The 23,348-nt window shown below is 51.1% G+C and carries 21 protein-coding genes; 10 read left to right on the top strand and 11 right to left on the bottom strand.

All coding sequences use genetic code 11. The features are described from left to right. Positions 1-521 precede the first annotated feature (521 nt). The 9 genes from CRO03_RS17705 (at position 522) to CRO03_RS17745 (ending at position 9,039) form a co-directional block, all read left to right on the top strand. Complete coding sequence (locus tag CRO03_RS17705) at positions 522-968, top strand: pilin (RefSeq protein ID WP_097113010.1); 447 nt, start codon at positions 522-524, stop codon at positions 966-968. A 164-nt stretch (positions 969-1,132) separates the two neighbouring features. Further along, positions 1,133-2,827, top strand: a complete 1,695-nt coding sequence (gene pilB, locus CRO03_RS17710; RefSeq protein ID WP_097113011.1) for a type IV-A pilus assembly ATPase PilB — start codon at positions 1,133-1,135, stop codon at positions 2,825-2,827. Positions 2,828-2,908: 81 nt separating this feature from the next. Next, positions 2,909-4,138 (top strand): type II secretion system F family protein, encoded by a 1,230-nt coding sequence (locus CRO03_RS17715; protein ID WP_097113012.1) that lies wholly within the window; start codon positions 2,909-2,911, stop codon positions 4,136-4,138. After that, complete coding sequence (locus CRO03_RS17720) at positions 4,138-5,049, top strand: prepilin peptidase (protein ID WP_097113013.1); 912 nt, start codon at positions 4,138-4,140, stop codon at positions 5,047-5,049. The genes CRO03_RS17715 and CRO03_RS17720 overlap by 1 nt, the downstream gene beginning before the upstream one ends. Further along, a complete protein-coding gene (gene coaE / locus CRO03_RS17725; protein ID WP_097113014.1) occupies positions 5,024-5,788 on the top strand; it encodes a dephospho-CoA kinase in 765 nt (254 codons plus the stop codon). The genes CRO03_RS17720 and coaE overlap by 26 nt, the downstream gene beginning before the upstream one ends. 101 nt (positions 5,789-5,889) lie before the next feature. Next, positions 5,890-6,645 (top strand): cell division protein ZapD, encoded by a 756-nt coding sequence (gene zapD, locus CRO03_RS17730; RefSeq protein ID WP_097113015.1) that lies wholly within the window; start codon positions 5,890-5,892, stop codon positions 6,643-6,645. 323 nt (positions 6,646-6,968) lie between these two features. Further along, a complete protein-coding gene (yacG, locus tag CRO03_RS17735) occupies positions 6,969-7,202 on the top strand; it encodes a DNA gyrase inhibitor YacG (protein ID WP_097113016.1) in 234 nt (77 codons plus the stop codon). A 174-nt stretch (positions 7,203-7,376) separates the two neighbouring features. Then, positions 7,377-8,381, top strand: a complete 1,005-nt coding sequence (locus CRO03_RS17740) for a PEP-CTERM sorting domain-containing protein (RefSeq protein WP_097113017.1) — start codon at positions 7,377-7,379, stop codon at positions 8,379-8,381. A 136-nt stretch (positions 8,382-8,517) separates the two neighbouring features. Then, complete coding sequence (locus CRO03_RS17745) at positions 8,518-9,039, top strand: invasion associated locus B family protein (protein ID WP_097113018.1); 522 nt, start codon at positions 8,518-8,520, stop codon at positions 9,037-9,039. A 12-nt stretch (positions 9,040-9,051) separates the two neighbouring features. Here the strand turns inward: CRO03_RS17745 and mutT are convergent, their stop codons facing one another. Next, a complete protein-coding gene (mutT, locus tag CRO03_RS17750; RefSeq protein WP_097113019.1) occupies positions 9,052-9,507 on the bottom strand; it encodes an 8-oxo-dGTP diphosphatase MutT in 456 nt (151 codons plus the stop codon). Further along, complete coding sequence (gene secA, locus CRO03_RS17755) at positions 9,491-12,235, bottom strand: preprotein translocase subunit SecA (protein ID WP_097113020.1); 2,745 nt, start codon at positions 12,233-12,235, stop codon at positions 9,491-9,493. Before secA ends, mutT begins: the two co-directional genes overlap by 17 nt. A 214-nt stretch (positions 12,236-12,449) precedes the next feature. On the opposite strand from secA, the gene CRO03_RS17765 reads away from it, so the two are divergent. After that, on the top strand, positions 12,450-12,911 hold the full coding sequence (locus CRO03_RS17765; RefSeq protein ID WP_097113022.1) for a DciA family protein: 462 nt from the start codon (positions 12,450-12,452) through the stop codon (positions 12,909-12,911). Between the two features lie 114 nt (positions 12,912-13,025). Here CRO03_RS17765 and lpxC read toward each other — a convergent pair whose 3' ends face one another. From lpxC to murD, 9 genes are all read right to left on the bottom strand, one after another. Further along, a complete protein-coding gene (gene lpxC, locus CRO03_RS17770; RefSeq protein ID WP_097113023.1) occupies positions 13,026-13,937 on the bottom strand; it encodes a UDP-3-O-acyl-N-acetylglucosamine deacetylase in 912 nt (303 codons plus the stop codon). Positions 13,938-14,145: 208 nt separating this feature from the next. Then, on the bottom strand, positions 14,146-15,306 hold the full coding sequence (ftsZ, locus tag CRO03_RS17775; protein ID WP_097113024.1) for a cell division protein FtsZ: 1,161 nt from the start codon (positions 15,304-15,306) through the stop codon (positions 14,146-14,148). Between the two features lie 25 nt (positions 15,307-15,331). Continuing rightward, positions 15,332-16,567, bottom strand: a complete 1,236-nt coding sequence (gene ftsA, locus CRO03_RS17780; RefSeq protein WP_097113025.1) for a cell division protein FtsA — start codon at positions 16,565-16,567, stop codon at positions 15,332-15,334. After that, positions 16,564-17,337, bottom strand: coding sequence for a cell division protein FtsQ/DivIB (locus tag CRO03_RS17785; RefSeq protein WP_170949054.1), 774 nt, complete (start codon positions 17,335-17,337; stop codon positions 16,564-16,566). The genes ftsA and CRO03_RS17785 overlap by 4 nt, the downstream gene beginning before the upstream one ends. 1 nt (position 17,338) lies before the next feature. Next, positions 17,339-18,295 carry a D-alanine--D-alanine ligase gene (locus CRO03_RS17790; RefSeq protein WP_425427030.1) on the bottom strand — a complete coding sequence of 319 codons (957 nt, stop codon included), beginning with the start codon at positions 18,293-18,295 and terminating at the stop codon, positions 17,339-17,341. Continuing rightward, positions 18,274-19,728, bottom strand: coding sequence for a UDP-N-acetylmuramate--L-alanine ligase (murC, locus tag CRO03_RS17795; RefSeq protein WP_097113027.1), 1,455 nt, complete (start codon positions 19,726-19,728; stop codon positions 18,274-18,276). Before murC ends, CRO03_RS17790 begins: the two co-directional genes overlap by 22 nt. After that, on the bottom strand, positions 19,725-20,810 hold the full coding sequence (gene murG / locus CRO03_RS17800) for an undecaprenyldiphospho-muramoylpentapeptide beta-N-acetylglucosaminyltransferase (protein WP_097113028.1): 1,086 nt from the start codon (positions 20,808-20,810) through the stop codon (positions 19,725-19,727). The genes murC and murG overlap by 4 nt, the downstream gene beginning before the upstream one ends. After that, positions 20,803-22,014 carry a cell division protein FtsW gene (gene ftsW, locus CRO03_RS17805; protein ID WP_097113029.1) on the bottom strand — a complete coding sequence of 404 codons (1,212 nt, stop codon included), beginning with the start codon at positions 22,012-22,014 and terminating at the stop codon, positions 20,803-20,805. The genes murG and ftsW overlap by 8 nt, the downstream gene beginning before the upstream one ends. Next, positions 22,011-23,345, bottom strand: coding sequence for a UDP-N-acetylmuramoyl-L-alanine--D-glutamate ligase (gene murD / locus CRO03_RS17810; RefSeq protein WP_097113030.1), 1,335 nt, complete (start codon positions 23,343-23,345; stop codon positions 22,011-22,013). Before murD ends, ftsW begins: the two co-directional genes overlap by 4 nt. Positions 23,346-23,348 lie beyond the last annotated feature (3 nt).

Consider the following 23,348-nt stretch of genomic DNA (forward strand, 5'->3'; position numbering starts at 1 on the left):
AGGTTATTGGTTTACAAGGAATAAAAGAGACGCGCACTTAACCGTGCGCGCGGGTTTGGTTACGCTGTTGACTCCGAGAGGCTAATGGGTGACCCTAATTTATACTGACAACACAACAGAATTTTGCCACTTGCCCGTCCCACTTTAGCAAAGGGGGACCACAGGGGGATTTGTGCTTTACCCCATTTATAAATTAATTGTGTTCTGACCCCAATTTATTTGGTGGGGAGATTGCCCTGCAATTTGTCGGATTTTTGGCCACTGCTACGATCAATCAACAGGATCCTGCGATCAAAATCTGGCCCTTTTAGCAAAACAAGCGCAAAATAAGTTTTAAAACTAATACCTTTGTACTATTAAAAAGTGTTGCCGCAATAGCCAGAAAAAATTTATTTTTCTAATAGCAATAATGGCTTAGATATTTTTCGTTCATTTATTAACAATTAACTTGCGCTACCCTGAAAAATCACCAAAATAGACGGTAGCCCAACGGCTAATTAAATCCTCAGGAGATGTACAAAATGATTAATTTACAACGTGCCAAACAACAAGGTTTTACCTTGATTGAATTAATGATCGTGGTAGCGATTATCGGTATTCTGGCTGCAGTAGCATTGCCAGCTTATCAAGACTACACTATTCGCGGCCGCATGGCTGAACCAATAAGCTTAGCTTCTGCAGCCCGTTCTACTGTAACTGAAAACATTGCAAACGCAAATGCGATTGCTGTTGGCAGTTGTCGTGGCGTTACCGATATTACAGTACCAACTACTAACACCACGTCTCTAACTTGCACAGACGCCTCTGGTGTTATTACTGTAATTTCAACTGCAGCAGCAGGCTCAGTTACTGTTGCATTAACTCCTGCGTTTGCTGCTGGTGACCCAGAAATCAACTGGACATGTACTGTTGGTGATGCAGATGACTTCAAATATGTTCCTGCAGAGTGCCGCACAGTAACTCCTTAATATTTTAGTTGTTTCGAAACAAAAACCAGCCTCAGTGGCTGGTTTTTTTGGGCGCTAATATTTAATATTTAAGCTAATTATCCTAAAACTTGAATAAGCGCTAAATGCTGGCATAATCAAAGCATTCCTTAAAACTCAAATAATCATCAGGATAATTTTGCTGTATGGCGGTTAATGCAAATTCCACCTTATTAAAACGCTTATTGCAGCAGGGCATTATCGATAGCGATAAGGCCACTAAGGCTATTAGCGAAAAAAGCGGTAATTACCGCACCCTGCCGGAACTATTAGTTAATGAGAAGTTAATAGGTTCGGCACGCCTGGCCGAGTTGGCTACTCAGGTTAGCTCAGCGTTAAGTATTGATCTCGATTATTATGACCTGGAGTCGGTACCGGAAGACTTGCGTAATGAAAAGCTAATCCGCAAAAACGATATGCTGCCGCTCTCCAAGCGCGGCCGCAATATGTACCTGGCAGTGATTGACCCCACCAATATTGCGGCGATTGAAGATTTTGAATTTAATACCGGCCTTAATGCTGAAGTAGTCGTAGTTGAATTTGATAAGCTGCAAAAGCTGATTGAAAAGCTATTTGACAGCAGCTTTAATATGGCCGGCGATGCCGCCGACTGGGACTTAGGTTCTATGGGCATTGTCGAGGAAGAAGAGGACGATGGCGGGGTCACAGCAGATAAAGACGACCAGCCGATTATTGCCTTTATTAATAAAATGCTGCTGGATGCCATTCGTAAGGGCGCGTCAGATCTGCACTTTGAGCCCTATGAGAAAATGTACCGCATTCGCTTTCGCATCGACGGTATTCTTAATGAAGTGGCCAACCCGCCGGTGGCGCTGGCCAGCCGGCTGTCAGCCCGCTTAAAGGTAATGTCGCGGCTCGATATCGCCGAGAAGCGGGTACCGCAGGATGGCCGGATTAAACTAAAGCTCTCGGCTAAAAAATCGATCGACTTCCGGGTTAGCAGCCTGCCCACCCTCTGGGGCGAGAAAATTGTAATGCGGATCCTCGATTCCGACAGCGCCATGCTGGGCATCGATGTATTAGGCTATGAAGATATTCAGAAGCAGCGCTATTTAGCCGCGCTGGCCCAGCCCCAGGGCATGATATTAGTCACCGGCCCGACCGGTAGCGGTAAAACGGTGTCCTTGTATACCGGCCTGGCCATTCTTAATACCAGCGAAACCAATATTTCCACCGCTGAAGACCCGGTCGAAATTAACTTAACCGGGATTAACCAGGTCCAGGTAAACCCGCGCGCCGGCTTAACCTTTGCTACGGCGTTAAAATCATTCTTACGCCAGGACCCGGATGTGGTGATGGTCGGTGAGATCCGCGATTTGGAAACCGCCGAAATAGCCATTAAAGCAGCCCAGACCGGTCACTTAGTCTTATCAACCCTGCACACTAACTCGGCCCCGGAAACCCTGACCCGCTTACTCAATATGGGCGTACCGGCCTATAACGTCGCCAGTTCGGTTAGCTTAATTATTGCCCAGCGCCTGGCGCGGCGCCTTTGCCCGCAATGTAAAGCGCCGGAGCATTTACCGGAGCAGGAACTACTGCGCCAGGGCTTTACCGAAGATCAATTGGCTAGTATTACCATTTTTAAACCGGTCGGTTGTGACCATTGCACAAACGGCTATAAAGGCCGGGTTGGTATTTACGAAGTCATGCCAATCAGCGGTAAAATGGCCGATATTATTATGGCCGATGGTAATTCCTTAGATATTGCCACCCAGGCGGCGAAAGAAGGCATTAATAATTTACGCCAGTCGGGATTAATTAAAGCCGCCGCCGGAGTAACCAGCCTGGCTGAAGTAAACCGGGTGACCAAGGGCTAGTGGCGGGTTTTGACAACGACCGGACACCTAATAAGCTGAATTTTACATAGGGCGTAGTAACGCCGCAACAGGATAAACAGTATGGCTCAGGCACAAAAACTTAAAATTAAAGAGCTGGAAATTTACCAATATAAAGGGGTAAACCGTCGCGGTAAAAAAGCCGATGGCGAACTGAAAGGCAATAGTATTGCCGAAGTAAAAGCCCTGCTCCGTCAACAGGGTATTACCCCGTCCCGGGTTAAACGTAAGCCAAAATCACTATTCAGCAGCGAACGAAAAATTACCCCAGCTGATATTGCCGTGGTTACCCGCCAGATATCTACTATGCTTGGTGCCGGCGTGCCGCTGGTGCAAAGCGTCGACCTTATTGCTAATGGTTCCGACAATAAAAGCCTGCGCACCTTAATGCAGAAAATTTCGGTAAAAATTCAGGCTGGTTTGCCGTTATCGGAAGTACTGCGCGAGCACCCGAAGTATTTTGATGAGCTGTACTGCGATTTGGTTAAATCGGGTGAGCAATCCGGTGCCCTTGACCGGATTTTTGACCGTATCGCCATTTATAAAGAAAAAGCCGAAGCACTAAAATCGAAAATTAAAAAAGCCATGTTCTACCCAATAGCGGTATTGGTAGTGGCTTTTATTGTAACCTCGATTTTATTAATTTTCGTAGTACCACAATTTGCCGAGATTTTTGCCGGTTTTGGCGCCCAGCTACCGGCTTTCACCCTGTTTGTACTGGGTATTTCCGAAATGATGCAAGAGTATTGGTGGGTTGTATTGCTGGGGATTTTTGCAACCGGTTATGTAGTTAAAAGAGCCTACGCCAATAGTTTAAAATTCCGTACCCAGGCAGATGCATTGATTTTAAAAGCCCCTGTTATTGGTAATATTTTAAATAAGGCGGCAGTAGCGCGCTTTGCCCGCACCCTTTCTACCACCTTTGCCGCCGGGGTGCCATTAATAGAGGCGCTGGAATCGGCCGCCGGCGCCTCGGGCAATGAAATATACCGCAATGCCATTATGCATGTGCGGGAGGAAGTGTCTTCCGGTACCCAGATGTACCAGGCAATGAAACAAACTAAACAATTCCCGGAAATGGTGATTCAGATGGTGTCAATTGGTGAAGAATCCGGTGCCCTGGATGGCATGCTGGAAAAAGTGGCCAATATATATGAGCAGGAAGTGGATGATGCCGTCGATGGCTTAACCGCGCTGTTAGAGCCAATGATTATGGCTGTGCTGGGGGTGGTTATTGGTGGTTTAATTATTGCCATGTACCTGCCAATTTTCCAGATGGGTTCGATTGTATAATGGCTGATTTTGCCAGCTATTTAGGCCAGCATAACTGGCTGTTTATTACCTTAGTGGCGCTGCTGAGTTTACTGATTGGCAGCTTTTTAAATGTACTGGTGTACCGGCTGCCAAAAATGATGGAACGCGAGTGGCAGCAGGAGTATCAGGCTTATTTTCAGGCAGATGCGGCAGTATCTGCTAAAGCGTCCGCTGCAAATACTAATACCACCAATACACCTGAGCGCTTTAACCTGGCAGTGCCGCGTTCACGCTGCCCCCAGTGTAATACGCCAATTGCCGCCCGCGATAATATTCCGGTAATCAGTTGGTTGTTATTAAAAGGCCGTTGCCGCCACTGCAAAGCACCAATAAGCAGCCGTTACCCGGCAGTAGAAGCGTTAACGGCAGTAATGTCGGCCTTAGTGGCCTGGCAATATGGCTTTGGCACCCTGGCCCTTGTGCTGATTTTTGTTACCTGGGGCTTAATTGCGCTTAGTTTTATTGATATTGATACCATGCTGTTGCCCGACAGCCTGACCCTGCCGCTATTATGGCTGGCCTTAGTATTTAGCCTGACCGATTCAGCCTTGGTTAACCCAAGCGAGGCCATTATTGGCGCCGCTGCCGGCTACCTGAGTTTATGGCTGGTGTACTGGGGCTTTAAACTGCTGACCGGTAAGGAAGGTATGGGCTATGGCGATTTTAAATTGCTGGCCATTTTTGGTGCCCTGCTCGGCTGGCAACAGCTGCCGCTGATTATTTTATTATCATCTGTGGTCGGTGCGGTAATTGGTGCCAGCATGCTGGCGATTCAGGGCCGCGATAAGGCCACGCCTATTCCGTTTGGCCCTTATATTGCTGCGGCTGGCTTTATTGCCTTACTGTGGGGTGAGCAGTTAACCAATGCGTACCTTAGTTACCTTGGCTAGCAGCGGCGCAGTTACCTTGGCGCCTGATACTGTGTCACAAGATCAGGTGTCGCAAGATCCGCTGTTGCAAGATCCGGAGCTACCTGACAGAAAACGTTTTATTGTCGGCTTAACCGGCGGTATTGGTTCGGGTAAGTCGACCGTCGCACGCTTGTTTAACCAGCTGGGTATACCGGCGGTCGATGCCGATATTGTTGCCCGGGAAGTTGTTGCCAAAGGCAGCCCGTTACTGGCAAAAATAGTGGACCATTTCGGGCCTCAGCTGTTAACGCCGCAGCAAACCTTAAACCGGCCACTGCTGCGCCAGTTAATTTTTAACGACCCGGCAGCCAAACAGTGGCTGGATAGCGTAATGCACCCGGCCATTCGCACTGAGATGCTGCAGCAGTTAGCGAACTTGCCGCCAGCGCCCTATGTGCTGTTAATCGCCCCGCTATTGCTGGAAAATAAGCTGGATACGCTGGTTAACCGGGTATTAGTGGTAGATATTTCTGAACGAAACCAGCTAAGCCGTACTCTAAGCCGCGATGGGGTAAGTGCACAGCAGGTACAGGCGATTATCGCCAGCCAGATCAGCCGGCCAGAACGCTTAGCCTTAGCTGATGATATTATTGATAATAATAGCGAAAGTACTGATATTACAAACGGCGGCGCAGCCGCCACGCTGCAACCGCAGGTACAGCAGCTACACCAGCGCTATTTAGATTTGGCAAAACATTTGGATCTGACAAAGCGTTAAGATCTGGCAGAGAGTGTAAAGCTGGCGCAGGATCGACAAGTCAATGCAAAGATAACCGGGCCCGCAGGTTCGGTTAAGTTTAAAACAGGCCAATTGTTCTTATGACGAACACCACCGACATTATTTACGAGCATCCGCTGAACGAGAAAATCCGCACCTATTTGCGCCTGGAATTTTTGTTTCAACAAGTTCACAGCCAGCTGGCGCTGGCCGATGAAAACCAGCAACAAAGTTTTTTTACCAGCCTGTTTGCGTTAATTGAGGTACTGGATCGCAACGATATACGCCCCGACTTAATTAAAGATATTGAGCGCTGTGAAAGCCAGCTGGTAATTTGGTCGCAGCATCCGTCGGTGTCAGATGCTAAATTACAAACGATGCTACAAGCCGCAGTGCGGATGCAATCAGAGCTGTTACGCTGTGGTAAATTACTGGCTGGTTTAAAAGAAGATAACTTTTTAGCGCCGCTACGCCAGCGTTTCAGTATTCCCGGTGGCTGCTGTTACTTTGACATGCCGCAGCTGCAATACTGGTTTAGTTTACCGCTGGCCGAGCGCCAGGCCCAGGCGGAAGACTGGCTGCAGCAGGTGGCGCTGGCCGAGCAGGCAATCAGTTATGTATTAACCTTTATTCGTGAGCGCAGCCATTATCAGGATGTGCTGGCCGACAACGGTTTTTATCAGCAAAATGCCGAGCAGTATGAATTACTGCGGATTAAGTACCCGGCTGGCGAAGGCATTTACCCGACGGTAAGTGGCAATAAGTACCGCTATGCCATTCGTTTTATGCAGCTGGATGCCGACAGCGCCCGCAGCGCCGCCGCCAAATCACAGCAATTTCAACTGGCTTGTTGTTAAGCCTGAAGGTAAAACTGAATCCAGCCGAACCTGGCGGATAAAGCTGAGACCATATTGCTCTAAGCCGACCGTTGAAGCCCCGGACGGGCGGACAAATGCGCAGGGAACGCATTTGAACAGCTTTGCTGGCCCGCAGGGTAAACTTCATGGATGAAGTTTATAAACGAGCCCCCAGGGATGGGTTTACGGCGTGTCGGCGTGAGCAATGTGGTTGCAGCGTACCTCACTCTCTACTAGGTACAATCGTGCCGGCTCACCTGCCTCGAGTCAGCTAATCTGTTATACTTAGCAGCGGATTTTTACGTTTTAAACAGAGTTATGTTATGCCAACTACCGTTAAATGCCCCACTTGCGACACCAAAGTTATCTGGGATACCAGTTCAACATTCCGGCCATTTTGTTCTGAGCGCTGCAAACTCATTGATTTAGGTGACTGGGCTGCTGAGAACCATCGCATTCCGGATAAAGCACCCATAGATGCTGATTTATCAGAACAATATCTGGCAGAGCTGGAGCAGGAGTTTATTGCCCAGGATAACCAGTTCTTTAAAAACTAAACATTAGCAACCCATCATTTTTCGTCACAAAATTTTACATTTGTATAATAGGTACAACATAAAGCTGCATATTTTCAACAGTTTAGTTATTGGCATGTTTTGTGCAATCTGCCTGTGGTTGTAATACGCAGTCGTTGTAATAAACAGATAATGTATAACTTTCAGGATGAAACTATGAAACTTTTAAAACTGGCTGCAGCAGCAGCCCTATTAGGTATGGCCGGAGCAAGCCAGGCCGCAATGATTATTACCGATGGCAATGTCAGCCTCGGCGTAGATGACCTTGGCCAGCTTAATGTATCTGGTGGTAACCCTGATGTGACCGGGTTAACGGGTGTTGGCCTGCGCTATATCAGTGATGGCGTGGAATATGAGTCAACCTACCATGGTTGTTTATGTGAAGGCTGGGGTGTGGCCGCTGATGGCACTTCCGGTTCTGCCAACAATGCTTCAGGTATTGGTGGCCTGAGTCTGGTTAGTTTTGACAGCACGGCTACAACAGCTACCTCGGTAACCACCATGGGCGGTTTGTTACAAATTACCCACGATTTTGCCCTGGCGTCAGAAACCGACAACCTGTTCCGGGTTGCCGTTACCATCGAAAACATCAGCGGGGCAGATATTGCCAACCTGTTGTACCGCCGCACTTTCGACTGGGATACTTCACCAACACCGTTCAATGAGTTTGTTACTATTGGTGGTACCGCCGGTGCCAGCGCCGTATTAGGTGCAAATGATAATGGCTTCTGTAGCTCTGACCCACTGGTTACCTGTAATCCAGAAGCGGGCAATAGCGGCGACTTTACTGCTGGTGGCCCGGATGATATAGGTTCAAACTTCGATTTTGATTTTGGTGCCTTGCTGACTGGCGAAAGCTACACCTTTGAAATTTATTATGGTGGCGCAGATAACCGCAATGCGGCATTAAGCGCATTAGCCAGTGTCGGTGCTGAAGTTTATTCATTAGGCTGGTCTGGTACCGATGTTGACCAGGATGGCTTTGGTGATGCCAGCGGCGCTATTACCCCTACCTATATTTTTGGCTTTTCTGGTGTAGGTGGTACCGTTGTTATTGACCCGGACGATCCGGTAGATGTGCCTGCCCCTGCCAGCCTGTTATTGTTTGCTACTGGCTTTATGGCGCTGTTTGCCCGTCGCCAACGCTATGCTAAGCTGTAATGCAAACGTTATAAGTACAATGCTTTAAACCCTGATAAAGCCTTGCCTTAGCGCAGGGCTTTATTTTTTGACTGAAAGAAACACCGTCAATGGAAAACTCTTTCTGATGGAATCCGCTTTTTAATGGAATAGTATTATGGCCAACATAACATTTTACCAGCCGTTTTCTCACCTGAAATCATTAGCAGCGATGGCGCTGTTAACCCTGAGCACAGCGCTGGCCAGCCCGGCAGCTGTTGCTGATGACGCTAAAGCCGATGTCACAGAATTTGGTGACTGGCGGGCGGTGTGCCGCGACCAGTGCGTTATCGCCCAGGGCCTGCAAAACCCTGAGCAACCGGGGCTTATTTATTCCAGCCAGGTATCCTATGTCAGTAACAGCAGTGATCCGGTACTGCAGCTTAATTTGCCTTTAGGTATTTATCTGCCACCGGGTGTGGCAATTGATATTGGCGAGAACAAGCACCGGGCACCGGTTACCGTATGCTTGCCCGAGGGTTGTAAAGTTTTGCTGGTATTAAGCCCGGAGGTAGTTAAACAACTGCAGGATAACGCCGCCTACACGGTACAGCTGTTCGTAACCGAGCAAAGCCCGCGCCAGCTGAAGTTTTCATTACGGGGCTTTAGTGATGCCCTGGCCAGTTTAACGGCAGACTAGCAACAGCCGCCGTTATAAAAAGCGCTGTTGTAATTGCTGTACTATGGGCAAGTTGGCATCGGGGAAAGTAATACTGGCCAGGTCGCTGATATTAACCCACTGCAGTGGCTGGCCTTCCAGCCCCTGTGGCGTACCAGTAAAATCGGTAACCAGCCAGATGTCCAGGGTAACCTGACGCTCCGGATAGCTATGTTGCAGCAGCATAAAAGGCTCGGCTTTGCTAACGGTTATCGCCAGTTCTTCTGTTAACTCACGGGCTAATGCGGCTGCGACGGTTTCGCCCTGCTCGACTTTACCGCCCGGGAACTCCCACTTACCGCCCTGATGCTGCTTACTGCTGCGCAAGGCTAACAATACTTGCTGCTGCTTAACAATAACGCCCACTGCCACATGCAATTGTGGCAGGGCGCTGGCGTGCTGGCTGCTGATGTTAGCTGTGCCAGCCACAGTATCAGCTGAGTTTGCCATGACACTGTTTATATTTTTTACCTGAGCCACAGGGACATGGGTCGTTGCGGCCCACTTTGTCGCCGTCACGGACTACCGGTGTCGGCATGGCATTTGCGCCAGCTGCAGCAGGCGCCGGGGCTTGTGCTGGAGCGGCAGCACCCATCTGGCCGGCTTCGGCATGCTGATAGTTATGTGGCACTGCATCGGCTTTACGGCGTTGCTCTTCCACTGCCTCAACATCTTCAGCCGCTTTAACCTGAACCCGGCTTAAAACACCGATAACATCTGTTTTCAGCTCGTCCAGCATCGTCGAGAACAGCTCAAAAGCTTCGCGCTTATATTCCTGCTTCGGGTTTTTCTGGGCGTAGCCACGCAGGTTAATACCCTGCCGCAGGTGATCCATCGCCGCTAAGTGCTCTTTCCAGTGGGTATCGAGGCTTTGCAGCATAATGGCTTTTTCAAACTGGCGTAAAACCTCTACCCCAACCATTTGCTCTTTATGCTTGTAGCCTTCGCTAAATTCCAGCTGAATTTTATCACGCAGTTTTTCTTCAAACAGTTTTTTGTCATCAGCCAGCCATTTGGCTACCGGCAGTTCTAAGCCGAAGTCGGCCTTCAAGCGCTGCTCCAGCCCCGGAATATCCCACATTTCATCTAATGATTGCGGCGGAATATACTGGCTGATCACTGAGTCGACCACATCATCGCGAATGGCACTGACCGTTTCGCTGATGTCAGTTGCATCTAACAGTTCGTTACGTTGCTCGTATACCACCTTACGCTGGTCGTTGGCGACGTCATCAAACTCCAGCAATTGCTTACGGATATCGAAGTTACGGGCTTCTACTTTACGCTGAGCGTTTTCAATGGCCCGGCTAACCCACGGGTGTTCAATGGCTTCGCCCTTCTCCATGCCTAAGCGGCGCATCATGCCGGCCATCCGGTCAGAGGCGAAAATACGCATTAACGCATCGTCCAGCGACAGATAGAACCGCGATGAACCCGGATCGCCCTGGCGGCCTGAACGACCACGCAGCTGGTTATCGATCCGCCGTGACTCATGGCGCTCGGTACCAATGATATGTAAACCACCGGCGGCAATAACGGCATCGTGGCGCAGTTGCCAGTCGGCGGTAATTTTCGCTACGGCTTCGTCAGTTTTGTTTTCCAGCGCCGCTAATTCAGATTGTAAGCTGCCGCCCAGCACGATATCGGTACCCCGACCTGCCATATTGGTGGCAATGGTAACGGTGCCCGGCCGGCCGGCGTCGGCAATAATCTGCGCTTCATTGGCGTGAAACTTGGCATTAAGCACCTGATGCTTAATTTTGGCTTTATTCAGTAAATCAGACAGGTATTCAGAGCTTTCGATTGACGCCGTACCCACCAGCACTGGCCGTTTGGCGTCGCGGGCTTTAACAATGTCTTCAATAATGGCGTTGTACTTATCTTCAGCGGTTAAGTACACCAGGTCGGCCATATCGTCCCGCACCATAGGGCGGTTGGTAGGCACAACAATGGTTTCCAGGCCATAAATTTGCTGGAATTCAAAGGCTTCTGTATCGGCGGTACCTGTCATACCGGCCAGTTTGTCGTAAAGGCGGAAATAGTTCTGAAAGGTAATAGAAGCCAGGGTCTGGTTTTCGTTCTGAATACGGACGCCTTCTTTGGCTTCAACTGCCTGGTGCAGACCTTCTGACCAGCGCCGGCCTTCCATGGTACGGCCGGTGTGTTCGTCAACAATAACAATTTCGCCGTCTTTCACGACGTAGTCAACGTCGCGTTTAAATAACTGATGCGCCCGCAGTGCAGCATACACATGGTGCAGCAGGGTAATATTGGCGGCAGAGAACAGGGTCTCTTCTTCACCGATCATGCCGGCTTCGCGCAGCATCTCTTCTACTTTAATCTGGCCTTGCTCGGTTAAATATACCTGGCGGGCTTTTTCATCAACGGTAAAGTGACCATCACCGTGCTTACCCTCTTCGTCTTCCTTATCCTGCTTTTCCAGCTGCGGCACCAGTACATTAATTTTCTTGTACAGCTCTGAGCTGTCTTCGGCCGGGCCAGAGATAATAAGCGGGGTACGGGCTTCATCTATTAAAATTGAGTCGACTTCATCGATAATGGCGTAGGCTAAATCGCGCTGCACCCGGTCTTGCGGTGAGAACGCCATATTATCGCGTAAATAGTCGAAACCAAATTCGTTATTGGTACCGTAGGTAATGTCGGCCTGATACGCCTGTTGCTTGGCCTGATGGGCTAAACCGGGCACATTAACCCCAACGGTCATGCCTAAGAAGGTGAACAGCGGTTCGTTAGTCTCAGCATCGCGCCGCGCCAGATAGTCGTTAACGGTAATAACATGGACGCTCTTGCCACTTAACGCATTCAGGTAAGCCGGCAGGGTAGCGGTAAGGGTTTTACCTTCACCGGTGCGCATTTCGGAAATACGGCCCTGGTGCAGCACAATACCACCCAGCAGCTGCACGTCGAAGTGACGCATTTTGAATACCCGGGTACTGGCTTCGCGCACAGTAGCAAAGGCCTCGGGCAAAATATCTTCCAGGGTGGCGCCTTGTTGCATCCGCTGTTTAAACTCAGCGGTTTTTTGCTTTAAGGCTTCATCGGATAACGCCTGGTATTCGGCTTCCAGGGCATTAATTTGCTTCACATATTTCTGTTGTTTTTTCAGGAAGCGGTCGTTACGGCTGCCAACTAATTTGGCGAAAAATTTTCCAAACATTATCCAGTTACCATTTAAGTTAAAACTGCTTTGCAGCCCTGGCCAGGCCAGTTATTTATTGTCGTTGTTGGTTACTACTGCCTGCCGGTGCAACGGCTATTGGCAGAATATGGTGCCAACCAGGCTGAGTTTCAAGCCCGGCGAACTGTGGCAGCACCGATAAAACCTGTTACACTTAACCGGCCTGCTATTAAGCCCGTTAAGTAAGCTGTTGATGAAACGCTATAGCCATAAACCCGAAGATTTAACCAAGCTGTTTGGCCAGAGCTCGCTGGCCACGATGCAGCAACAGTATGAACTTGTTCGCAAATTAAATTCCGAGTTATGCCATATTTTGCAGCTGGAACAACTGAGTTTTTGTCAGGTGTCGAGCATTAATGCCGGGCGGGCGGTTATTTTATGTCAATCGCCAGGCTGGGCTAACCGGTTAAAGATGCAGCGCGATGCCATTCTAGACAATTTCAGGCAAAAAATCTTGCCTGATTTAGCCGGAATTGATATTGAAGTGTCACCGCACGGCCAGATTGCCCGCCCTGCCGTAAAAACACCGCCGAAAGCGCCTGCTAATCCTAAACAACACGACTTATCAGCCAGCGCCCGCGCCTCGCTACAACAAGCATTAGAACATAGCGACGACAAGGTAAAACAAGCCCTGACCCGCCTCCTCGCCAAATAAAATGGGTCAGAGTGAATAATTTATTCACTCTGACCCATTAAATTATTCACTCTGACCCATTTTAAGCATAAAAAAACCGACATAACGTCGGTTTTTTAAGTTTGGTGGCAACTATTACGCCAGTTGTGGTGCCAGGTAGGAGATAGGCATGTCGGCTTTGTCTTCAAAGCTGACAAATTCCCAGTTTTCCTGCTTGGCTAACACCGCGCATAACAACTGGTTATTTAAGGCATGACCGGTTTTGTATGAGATAAACTCGCCCAGCACGCTGTAACCTGCCATATATAAGTCACCGATGGCGTCGAGAATTTTATGTTTGATAAATTCGTCTTCGTAGCGCAGGCCGTCCTGGTTTAATACCCGGAACTCGTCCAGTACCACGGCATTGTCGAAACTGCCGCCTAACGCCAGGTTATTGGCACGCAGGTATTCGATGTCGTGCAGGAAACCAAAGGTACGGGCGCGGCTGATATCTTTGATAAAACCGGCAGCTGAAAAGTCCATTTGCATCCGCTGAGTGGTTTCAGCAATAACGGGATGGTCGAAGTCGATAGCGAAATCAATTTTAAAGCCGTTATGCGGCTTAATTTCGGCCCACTTGTCGCCGTCTTCCACCCGCACGGTACGATTAATCCGGATGAATTTCTTGGCCAGTTTCTGCTCGCTGATGCCGGCTTCCAGCAACAGGTAGACAAAAGGGTTGGCACTGCCGTCCATGATCGGGATTTCAGCAGAGTCGACTTCAATAATAAGATTGTCGATACCCAGGCCGGCAACAGCAGCCATTAAATGCTCGGTAGTCGACAGCCGCACGCCCTGTTCATTAATTAAACACGTACACATTACCGTGTCACCCACCATTTCTGGGGTAACTTTAAAGTCGACTATCGGATCCAGGTCAACACGACGGAACATAATGCCCGTGTTATCAGGTGCAGGCCGGAGAGTGAGCGTAACCTTTTCACCCTTGTGTAACCCAACACCAATAGTACTGACTGTTTTAGCGACGGTACGTTGTTTAATCATAATTTCTTCCTGCTCAAATTTTAAGCAATCACAAAATGGCGGCGAAGCTTAGCACAACTTCCGCAGTTTTGCCAATTTACTGGCTATTGCTGCAGGCAGTTATGTTGCCAAATATCAGCTGAACAGCGGCTTAACTTCAACTGTTGCTAATATTATTCCCTTCACCGGGCGTGCGCCAGACATTTTATTGTCGGCCACGGCAGGTAGCTTAATCTGCCTGCTTGCGTAAAAACGCCGGGATATCAAAAATATCGATACCGCCTTTACTTTCCGGCTGGGTTTTAGTCTGCGCTGCTTCTTCCTTTTGCGGGTTAGCCGCTGGTGCCGCATGACGCATGGTATTGCCCTGCTGTACATAAGCCGGTGCCGGCTCAGCGCGGTGATTTGGTACCAGGCTGATATCGGGCCGGCGATCAGCACCAATACCGGTAGCAACTACGGTTACCCGTAACTCGTCGTGCATTTCCGGGTCGATAACCGCACCTACTACGACAGTGGCGTTTTCAGATGCGAAGGCTTTAACCGCATTACCAACGATTTCAAACTCTTCGATACTGATATCCAGACCGGCAGTAATATTCACCAGAATACCTTTCGCGCCTGACAGGTCGATATCTTCCAGCAACGGGCTGGAAATGGCCTGCTCGGCAGCTTCTTCAGCACGGTCCGGGCCTGACGCACGGCCGGTACCCATCATCGCAGTGCCCATTTCAGACATAACGGTACGTACGTCGGCAAAGTCGACGTTGATCAAACCGGGCCGGGTAATTAATTCAGCGATACCCTGCACGGCACCTAACAACACGTTGTTAGCCGCTTTAAACGCATCCAGCAGGCTGGTGCCTTTGCCTAATACTTTTAACAGCTTGTCGTTCGGGATGGTGATAAGCGAGTCAACATACTTGCTCAGCTCCAGAATGCCCTCATCGGCATAGGCAGTGCGCTTTTTACCTTCGAACGGGAACGGCTTGGTTACCACAGCTACCGTTAAAATGCCCAGTTCGCGCGCCACTTCAGCTACGATTGGCGCTGCACCGGTACCGGTACCACCGCCCATGCCAGCGGCGATAAAGATCATATCCGCGCCTTGCAGGGTTTTCTTGATGGTTTCCCGGTCTTCTTCAGCCGAGCGACGGCCGATTTCCGGGTTAGCACCGGCACCTAAGCCTTTGGTTACGCCGGCACCTAACTGCAGGGTAACGTTGGCTGAGGAATTACGCAGCGCCTGGGCGTCGGTATTGGCCGCCACAAACTCTACGCCTTCGATATTGCTGGCTACCATATATTCGACAGCATTACCGCCACCGCCGCCAACACCTATTACTTTAATTACAGCTTCTTGGCTGTGGTTTTCCATTAACTCAAACATAGCTCTCTCTCCGTTTTTACGCTCTTTAAAACTCACCTTTGAACCAGCTGCTGATTTTCTTCAGCATGCTGCTAACTGGGTCGCGGCTCAGTGCCGCATTCTTTTGCTGGGCCCGGACATCCTTGCCATACAGCAACAACCCGACTACGCTGGCGTAGGCCGGGTCTTGTACATATTCTTTTAAACCGCTGACATGCATCGGCTGGCCAACCCGCACCGGCATCTGAAACACGTCTTCGGCAAACTCGACTGCGCCTTCCATTTTTGAAGTACCGCCGGTTAGCACTAAGCCCGCGGCAATTTGTTCTTCCAGACCAGAGCTGCGAATTTCTTCCAGCACCAGCTCGAACAATTCGTGATAACGCGGCTCGATAACTTCGGCCAGAGTATGACGCGACATTGACCGCGCCGGCCGGCCGCCAACACTGGGTACTTCAATGCTTTCTTCCTTGCCCACCATGCTGCGCAGGGCACAGGCGTACTGCACTTTTATATCTTCAGCATGGCTTATCGGCGTGCGGAAAATTTTGGCAATATCGCTGGTAACCTGATTGCCGGCCACCGGAATAACGGCGGTATGGCGTAAGGCACCATTGGTATAAATCGATAAATCGATGGTGCCGCCACCCATATCGACCACACAAACACCCAGCTCTTTTTCATCGTCGGTTAATACCGCGTAGCTGGAGGCCAGCGATGAAAAAATCAGCTGATCAACCTGTAAGCCACAACGCTCAACACACTTTTCAATGTTTTTTGCCATATCGTTGGCACAGGTAATAATGTGGGCCTTGGCCTCCATTCTTACCCCGGACATGCCTACCGGGCTTTTAATGCCTTCCTGCATGTCGACCGAAAACTCCTGTGGCAATACATGCAGCATGCGTCGCTCAGCCGAAATAGGCACTGACTTAGCCGCATGAATAACACTGGCCACATCGTCAGCGGTAACTTCAGTATCGTTAATCGGCACCATGCCGCTTTCGTTCTGGCAGCGGATATGTTTCCCGGTAATGCCTAAATAGACAGACGAAATCTGACAGTCAGCCATCAGCTCGGCTTCGTTAATGGCCCGCTGTACCGCCTGCACCACCAGATTCAGATCGTTAACGCCGCCTTTATCCATACCCCGCGAGGCATGAGTACCCACGCCGACAATACTGAGCCGGTTGTCCGGGGTTATTTCGCCTACTACGGCTTTAATCTGAGCGGTGCCGATATCCAGCCCTACTATCAGATCTCGTTCTATCGACTTTGTCATGCTTTTCTCTTTGGCTCCGTATTGGCATAACGCACGGCAATGCCGGTGTCATAGCGCAGATCGACTTCAGCTAATGCCTGTTCCCGATGATTTTTCATGGTCGGGTATAATTCAATAAACCGTTGCAAGCGTTTCATGGTGTCCTGCCGCCCCAGCTGCAGCGCCAGGCCGTCCTGCAGTTGCAGGCGCCAGGAAAAACGCTCGGTTAACCACAGTTGCTCAGCGTTAAACTGATGTATCCGCAGCAACGCTTGCATATGGCGAAACATTGTCAGGGCATCCTGCTCACTGCCCTCGGGGCCGTGCAACCGGGGCAAGGCCGGGATCAGCTCGCTTAGCGGGGCGATAAATAACTCCCCTTTATTATTGAGCAAGTGCTGCTGATTCCAGACTGCGACCGGCTGCTGCTCTGTGACAACCACCACCAGGGTGTCAGGCCATTGTTTGCGCACGGCTGCCTGATACACCCAAGGTTGTTGCTGCAGGAACTGCTGCACCTGATCAACGTCCACCCGAAAAAAATTGCCAACATATTCCTGCTGCAGCTGTTGCTGCAAAGCCTGCTGCTGAATATGCTGAAAATCACCGTATAACCGCACCTGTTTTATTGGTGCGCCCTGCTGGCTTTGCAGCCAGCCATGGACCTGGATACCGCCCCAGGTCAGCAGCGCCAGTGCCAACACAAAAAACAGCAGGCCGCCGATAAAACCGGGCCTGTGGTTTAGTTGCTGCCTGTCGGTTAACTGCTGAAAGTACTGACGCAAGCTCATATTACTGCTCCTGCACTTTTGTTGTGTCTGGCAGGGTTTGCTGCAAAATGCGAAGTACCAGCTCGCTGAAACTTAAACCGGCGGCTTTTGCCGCCATCGGTACCAGCGACTTTTCAGTCATGCCCGGCACAGTATTCACTTCCAGTAAAAAATGTTCGCCCTGCTCATTCAGCATTAAATCAACCCGGCCCCAACCGGAGGCGCCGACGGCTTTAAAGGCGGCCAGGGCATCGGTTTGCATAGCGGCGGTTTGCTCCGCGGTTAACGGCGCCGGACATAAATACTCGGTGCTGTTGGCCTGATATTTGGCTTCGTAATCATAAAAAGCCCGCGGCGTGCGCATTTCCACAATCGGCAGCACCGTATCGCCCAGAATCGAAATGGTAAATTCACGACCGTTGATCCAGCGCTCGACCAAAATTTCGCTGTCATATTTAAGCGCGGCGGCAATAGCCTGCTCTAACTCATTTGCAGTACAGGCTGCACTCATGCCGATACTGGACCCTTCATTAGCCGGCTTAACCATTACTTTGCCGCCCAGCTCTGCCAGTAATTCGGCATAGTCGAGAGTGTCGTTATGGACCACGGCAAACGGCGCTGTCGGCAGCTGCTGCGCTAAAAACAAGCGTTTACAACGAATTTTATCCATCGCTAACGCGGAGCCGAGCACACCACTACCAGTGTAAGGCAGGCCCAGCAACTGCAACGCGCCCTGCATGGTACCGTCTTCACCACCACGGCCATGCAGCACGATAAATACCCGCTCCGCTTTTACCTCGCTCATTAACGCGGTTAACGGTTGTTCGGCCGGGTCAAAGGCTACGGCATTTACACCGGCCTGCTGCAAGGCCCTAAGTACCGCTTTGCCAGAGCGCAGCGACACCTCACGTTCAGCAGAATGCCCGCCAAACATCACGGCGACTTTGCCAAAGTTGCTCATGCTGCACCCTCCGACAATTGCTTTAATTTGTTAATATCCAGCCGGGTTGTAGCCAGCTCTTTCACCAAAGTACCAATATTGCCGGCGCCCTGGGTCAGCACAATATCGCCATCTTCAAGTACCTCGGCCAGCGCCCCGGCCAGCGCTTTCGGTTCTGCCACATATACCGGCTCTAACTGGCCGCGGGCCCGGATAGAGCGACATAAGTTGCGGCTGTCAGCGCCGGCAATCGGCGCTTCGCCGGCAGAGTACACTTCCAGCAATAACAGTTTGTCGACACTGGACAGCACCGAGGTGAAATCTTCGTATAAATCGCGGGTGCGGCTGAAGCGGTGTGGCTGATAGGCCATGACCAGCCGGCGCTCAGGCCAGGCACTGCGCACGGCAGCAATAGTGGCGGCCACTTCGGTCGGGTGATGACCATAGTCGTCAATTAACAGCACTTTGCCACGGCCGGTATCAAACTCACCGTATTGCTGAAAACGCCGGCCAATGCCTTCAAATTTACCCAGCGCAGCCAGAATAGCCTGCTCGCTGATCCCTTCATCTGCAGCCAGTGCAAAAGCTGCAGTGGCGTTTAAGGCGTTGTGTTTACCCGGCAAATTCAATTGCACTTCGCGCTGGTTGCCGGCAGGGTCAGTAATCACAAAGAAGCTGCGGGTACCCTGCTGGCTGAATTCGGTAATTTTATAATCTGCATCGTCGCTGAAACCATAGGTCAGCACGGTGCGGCCGATTGACGGGATCAGGCCACGTAGTACTTTATCGTCGATACACACCACTGCCATGCCATAAAATGGCAGGTTATGGCAAAACTCCAGATAGGTGTCCTTCAGTTTTTCAAAGTCACCTTCATAGGTGTCCATATGGTCGGCTTCGATATTGGTAATTACCGTCGCCATCGGTTGCAAATGCAGGAATGATGCATCGCTTTCATCTGCTTCAGCAATTAAATAGCGGCCGGCACCTAAGCGGGCGTTAGAACCGGCAGAATTAAGTAAACCACCAATCACAAAGGTCGGGTCGGTACCCGCTTCGGCGAAAATAGACGCCAGCAAGCTGGTGGTGGTGGTTTTACCGTGGGTGCCGGCAATGGCAATACCATGGCGAAACCGCATCAGCTCGCCGAGCATTTCTGCGCGGCGCACCACCGGGATACGCTGGGCCAGGGCCGCAGCGACTTCCGGGTTAGCGGCTTTAATGGCGCTGGATACCACCACCACACTGGCACCGTCTATCTGACTGGCGTGGTGGCCAAATTTCACTTCCGCACCCAATGATACCAAACGTTCAACTACCGGGTTGGATGCCAGATCGGAACCGGTGACCTTATACCCTTCATTCAACAATACTTCAGCAATACCGCCCATACCGGCGCCGCCGATGCCAACAAAGTGGATCCGCTCTACCCGGCGCATGGCCTGTTTTTTATGTTGCAGGGTGGTAATCATACTACTTGTCCTGTTACTTGCCGGCACAGCGCGGCAATATGAGCCGCTGCATCTTCAGTCGCCAGACTACGGGCACGCTGCGCCATTTGCTGCAGCGGCGTTTTATCGGTTAACCAGGGCTGGATTATCGCCTGCACACCCTGTTGCTGTAATTGTTGCTGCGGCAGTAATACCGCAGCGTCACGGTCGGCCAGTACCCGGGCATTAGCGGTCTGATGGTCATCAATCGCACCCGGTAATGGTACAAAAATAGCAGCCACGCCAACAGCGGCCACTTCGCTGACTGTCAGGGCGCCGGCGCGGCAAATCAATACATCGGCCCAGCGATACGCCGCCGCCATATCGTCAATAAATGCACTGACGTCCACTTCACAACCGGTCGCACTAAGTGGCTGATAAGCCTGAGCTACTTCGTCGTGCATCGCACTGCCGGTTTGATGGCGCACAGCAATACTGCCAGCCCTGGCCAGCTCAGTAAGCTGAGCCGGTAGCGCCAAATTCAGCGCCCGGGCCCCCAGGCTGCCACCCACTATTAATATATTCAGACTGCTGCCTGGCTGGCGATTAGCCCGGCATTGCAATAATTCAGCCCGGATAGGGTTACCCACCAGCTGCCGTTTGCTGTTGCCTGTAAAAGCACTGTCAAAAGCCACCAACACCTGCCTGGCCAGCCGGGCCAGCAATTTATTGGTGCTGCCGGCCACCGCATTTTGTTCATGAATAAGTAACGGCGTGCCGCTAAGCCAGCTTGCCAGGCCACCAGGGCCGCTGGCATAACCACCAAAACCCAGCGCCAGAGTTGGTTTAAGCTTGCGGATTACCTTCACCGCCTGCCACAGCGCTTTTAACACCATCCAGGGTGCGCTCAGTTTACTGGCCAGGCCTTTACCGCGCAGGCCGGCAACCTTGATGCCGTAGAATGGCCAGCCGAAGCCCGGTACCAGCTGGGCCTCCATCCGGTCACTGCTGCCCAGCCAGGCAATATCCCAGCCTTCTGCAACCAAGGCGTTAGCCACAGCCTGCGCCGGGAAAATGTGGCCACCGGTGCCACCTGCCATAATCAATGCCAGCGGTTTAGCCATTTTTGCCTCCGCTTAGCGCATGTTTACCTTTTAGGCGCACTTCAAAATCAATTCGTAATAACAGGCCTGCCGCAATCAGCATAACCACCAGGCTACTGCCGCCGGAGCTGACAAATGGCAGGGTTAACCCTTTGGTAGGCAGCGCACCGGTCGCTACACCAACATTTACCGCAGCCTGAAAACCAATCCAGATAGCCAGCGCATAAGCCATAAAACCATGAAAACTCAATTTTTTAGCTAGCGCACGCTGGCCAATCCACAGCGCCCGGTACACCAGCACAAAAATAAGCGTCATCAGCACTGCCACGCCGACAAAGCCGGTTTCTTCAGCAATAACCGCCAGAATAAAGTCGGTATGGGCTTCAGGCAGATATTCCAGTTTCTGAATACTGTTGCCCAGGCCCTGACCAAACCAGCCACCCCGGCCAAACGCCATTAACGACTGCGTTAACTGGTAGCCACTGCCGAAGGGATCAGCCCAAGGGTCAAGAAACGCAGTTACCCGTTTCCAGCGGTATTCGCTGTAAACAATTAGCACGCCAATCGCCATGATGCCGGTCGCCATTAAACAGAGGAACTGCCAGATTTTGGCACCGGCTAAAAACAGCAGCGCTACTGCAGTGGCAAACATTACAATAACGGTGCCTAAGTCAGGCTGCATCAGCAGCAGTACCGCAAACAAAAACAGTACCGCTAAAGGTTTTAAAAAGCCTTTCAGGTTGTCCCGCACTTCCTCATGCCGGCGTACCAGATAACTGGCCAGATAAACAAAAAAGAATAATTTAGCCGGCTCTGCCGCCTGCAAGCCAATCGGCCCCAGCGACAACCAGCGGGTACTGCCGTTAACATTGCGACCAAACAACAGCACCGCTACCAGCAACAATAGGCCCAGCAGCAGCAACCACATATTGCCGCGATGCCACCAGCTTACCGGTACCCGCAGCACCAGTACCGCCAGGGTCAGGCCGATGCCCAGATAAACCAGGTGGCGAATGGTAAAATGCAGCGGGTTATTAAATAACCGCTCGGCCACCGGCATTGATGCGCTGGTGACCATCACTACGCCGATAGCCAGGATCAGCATCAGCAGGGTTAAAAACAGTTTATCGTAAGCAGCGTTATCATCGCGCAGCCATAAATTGCTGATACTTTGCCACGGGTTTTGCCAGGCATTTTGCCATCCGGTTAAGGTTAGCTGTTTCATAATTTCAGCTCCTTCACCGCTTTGGCAAACAGCTCACCGCGCTGTGCATAACTTTTAAACATATCCAGGCTGGCACAAGCCGGCGATAACAGCACCATATCGCCACTCTGGGCCAGTTTGGCTGCCTGTTGCACCGCGGCGGTTAAATCTTTTACCTGAATGGCATGCGGATGCAGCGCGGCAAGCGCCGGGCCGTCCTGCCCCAGAGTAATAAGATGGCTGACATCGCGCTGCAGTACCGGTTGTAATTCGCTCAGATCAGCGCCTTTGGCATCGCCGCCGGCAATCAGAATAAGCTTGCCGCTGATCTCAGGCCGCAGGCCGGCAATCGCCGCCAGGGTGGCACCAATATTGGTTGCTTTCGAATCATTGACCCAGCGAACACCCTTGTGTGCCAGTACCAGCTGGCAACGATGGGCCAGGCCGGTAAACTGCTGCAGAGTGCGGGAAATTGCCTGCCGGCTGGCACCTGCGCTCAGCGCTAAGGCCGCTGCTGCCAGGGCGTTAAACTGGTTATGGCTGCCGGTAATGGCCAGCTGACTGACCGGCAACAACGGTTCGCCGGCTACGTTCAGCCATTGCTGACCTTTTAATTCTGTAATGCCGTAGTCGGCATCATCCAGGCTTATCGCTACTGGCTGAGCATCGCCAGCCGCAGCACCCGGATAGGTTAACGGATCGGCCTGGTTATACACTGCCAGCTGCGTGTGCTGGTAAACCCGTTGTTTTGATGCAGTGTAAGCTGCCATATCGGCATAACGATCCAGATGGTCGGCACTGACATTCAGTAAACAACTGGCCCGGCTGTGCAGGCTGGTTACACTGTCTAACTGAAAGCTGGACAGTTCCAGCACAAAGACGTCAACGTCTTGCTGGCGTATCGCATCCAGCACCGGCAGGCCAATATTACCGGCAGCCACGGCCTTAATACCGCTTTGCTGTAGCATCTCGGCAACCAGGGTAGTAACAGTCGACTTACCATTAGAGCCGGTAATGGCGATAACCGGTTTGTTATTAAAGCGGGCAAACAACTCAACATCGCCAACAATTTCCACGCCCTGCCCTTTAGCAAAGCGAATGGCGGGGTGACTTAACGCCAACCCCGGGCTGACAATAATCATGTCCATCTGGGCCAGACGGTTAGCGTCAAACTCACCCAGGTAAATGCCGTCCACTTTGTCGGCGGCAATCTGCTCCAGCCCGGCAGGCTTGCTGCGGCTGTCCATCAGTACTGGTTTTACGCCTTGCGCCAGCAAAAAGCGTACTGTGGCCAGACCCGACAGGCCCAGCCCCACTACCGCTATGCGTTTGGCGTTAAGGTTAGTTTGCATCAG

Source organism: Arsukibacterium tuosuense (assembly GCF_900215315.1).
In the GTDB taxonomy this organism is placed as follows: Bacteria; Pseudomonadota; Gammaproteobacteria; order Enterobacterales; family Alteromonadaceae; genus Alishewanella; species Alishewanella tuosuense.

Coding starts and splice junctions, on each gene's coding strand:
- CRO03_RS17705 (WP_097113010.1), top strand. CDS start 522: ATGATTAATTTACAACGTGCCAAACAACAAGGTTTTACCTTGATTGAA.
- pilB (WP_097113011.1), top strand. CDS start 1,133: ATGGCGGTTAATGCAAATTCCACCTTATTAAAACGCTTATTGCAGCAG.
- CRO03_RS17715 (WP_097113012.1), top strand. CDS start 2,909: ATGGCTCAGGCACAAAAACTTAAAATTAAAGAGCTGGAAATTTACCAA.
- CRO03_RS17720 (WP_097113013.1), top strand. CDS start 4,138: ATGGCTGATTTTGCCAGCTATTTAGGCCAGCATAACTGGCTGTTTATT.
- coaE (WP_097113014.1), top strand. CDS start 5,024: ATGCGTACCTTAGTTACCTTGGCTAGCAGCGGCGCAGTTACCTTGGCG.
- zapD (WP_097113015.1), top strand. CDS start 5,890: ATGACGAACACCACCGACATTATTTACGAGCATCCGCTGAACGAGAAA.
- yacG (WP_097113016.1), top strand. CDS start 6,969: ATGCCAACTACCGTTAAATGCCCCACTTGCGACACCAAAGTTATCTGG.
- CRO03_RS17740 (WP_097113017.1), top strand. CDS start 7,377: ATGAAACTTTTAAAACTGGCTGCAGCAGCAGCCCTATTAGGTATGGCC.
- CRO03_RS17745 (WP_097113018.1), top strand. CDS start 8,518: ATGGCCAACATAACATTTTACCAGCCGTTTTCTCACCTGAAATCATTA.
- mutT (WP_097113019.1), bottom strand. CDS start 9,507: ATGGCAAACTCAGCTGATACTGTGGCTGGCACAGCTAACATCAGCAGC.
- secA (WP_097113020.1), bottom strand. CDS start 12,235: ATGTTTGGAAAATTTTTCGCCAAATTAGTTGGCAGCCGTAACGACCGC.
- CRO03_RS17765 (WP_097113022.1), top strand. CDS start 12,450: ATGAAACGCTATAGCCATAAACCCGAAGATTTAACCAAGCTGTTTGGC.
- lpxC (WP_097113023.1), bottom strand. CDS start 13,937: ATGATTAAACAACGTACCGTCGCTAAAACAGTCAGTACTATTGGTGTT.
- ftsZ (WP_097113024.1), bottom strand. CDS start 15,306: ATGTTTGAGTTAATGGAAAACCACAGCCAAGAAGCTGTAATTAAAGTA.
- ftsA (WP_097113025.1), bottom strand. CDS start 16,567: ATGACAAAGTCGATAGAACGAGATCTGATAGTAGGGCTGGATATCGGC.
- CRO03_RS17785 (WP_170949054.1), bottom strand. CDS start 17,337: ATGAGCTTGCGTCAGTACTTTCAGCAGTTAACCGACAGGCAGCAACTA.
- murC (WP_097113027.1), bottom strand. CDS start 19,728: ATGATTACCACCCTGCAACATAAAAAACAGGCCATGCGCCGGGTAGAG.
- murG (WP_097113028.1), bottom strand. CDS start 20,810: ATGGCTAAACCGCTGGCATTGATTATGGCAGGTGGCACCGGTGGCCAC.
- ftsW (WP_097113029.1), bottom strand. CDS start 22,014: ATGAAACAGCTAACCTTAACCGGATGGCAAAATGCCTGGCAAAACCCG.
- murD (WP_097113030.1), bottom strand. CDS start 23,345: ATGCAAACTAACCTTAACGCCAAACGCATAGCGGTAGTGGGGCTGGGC.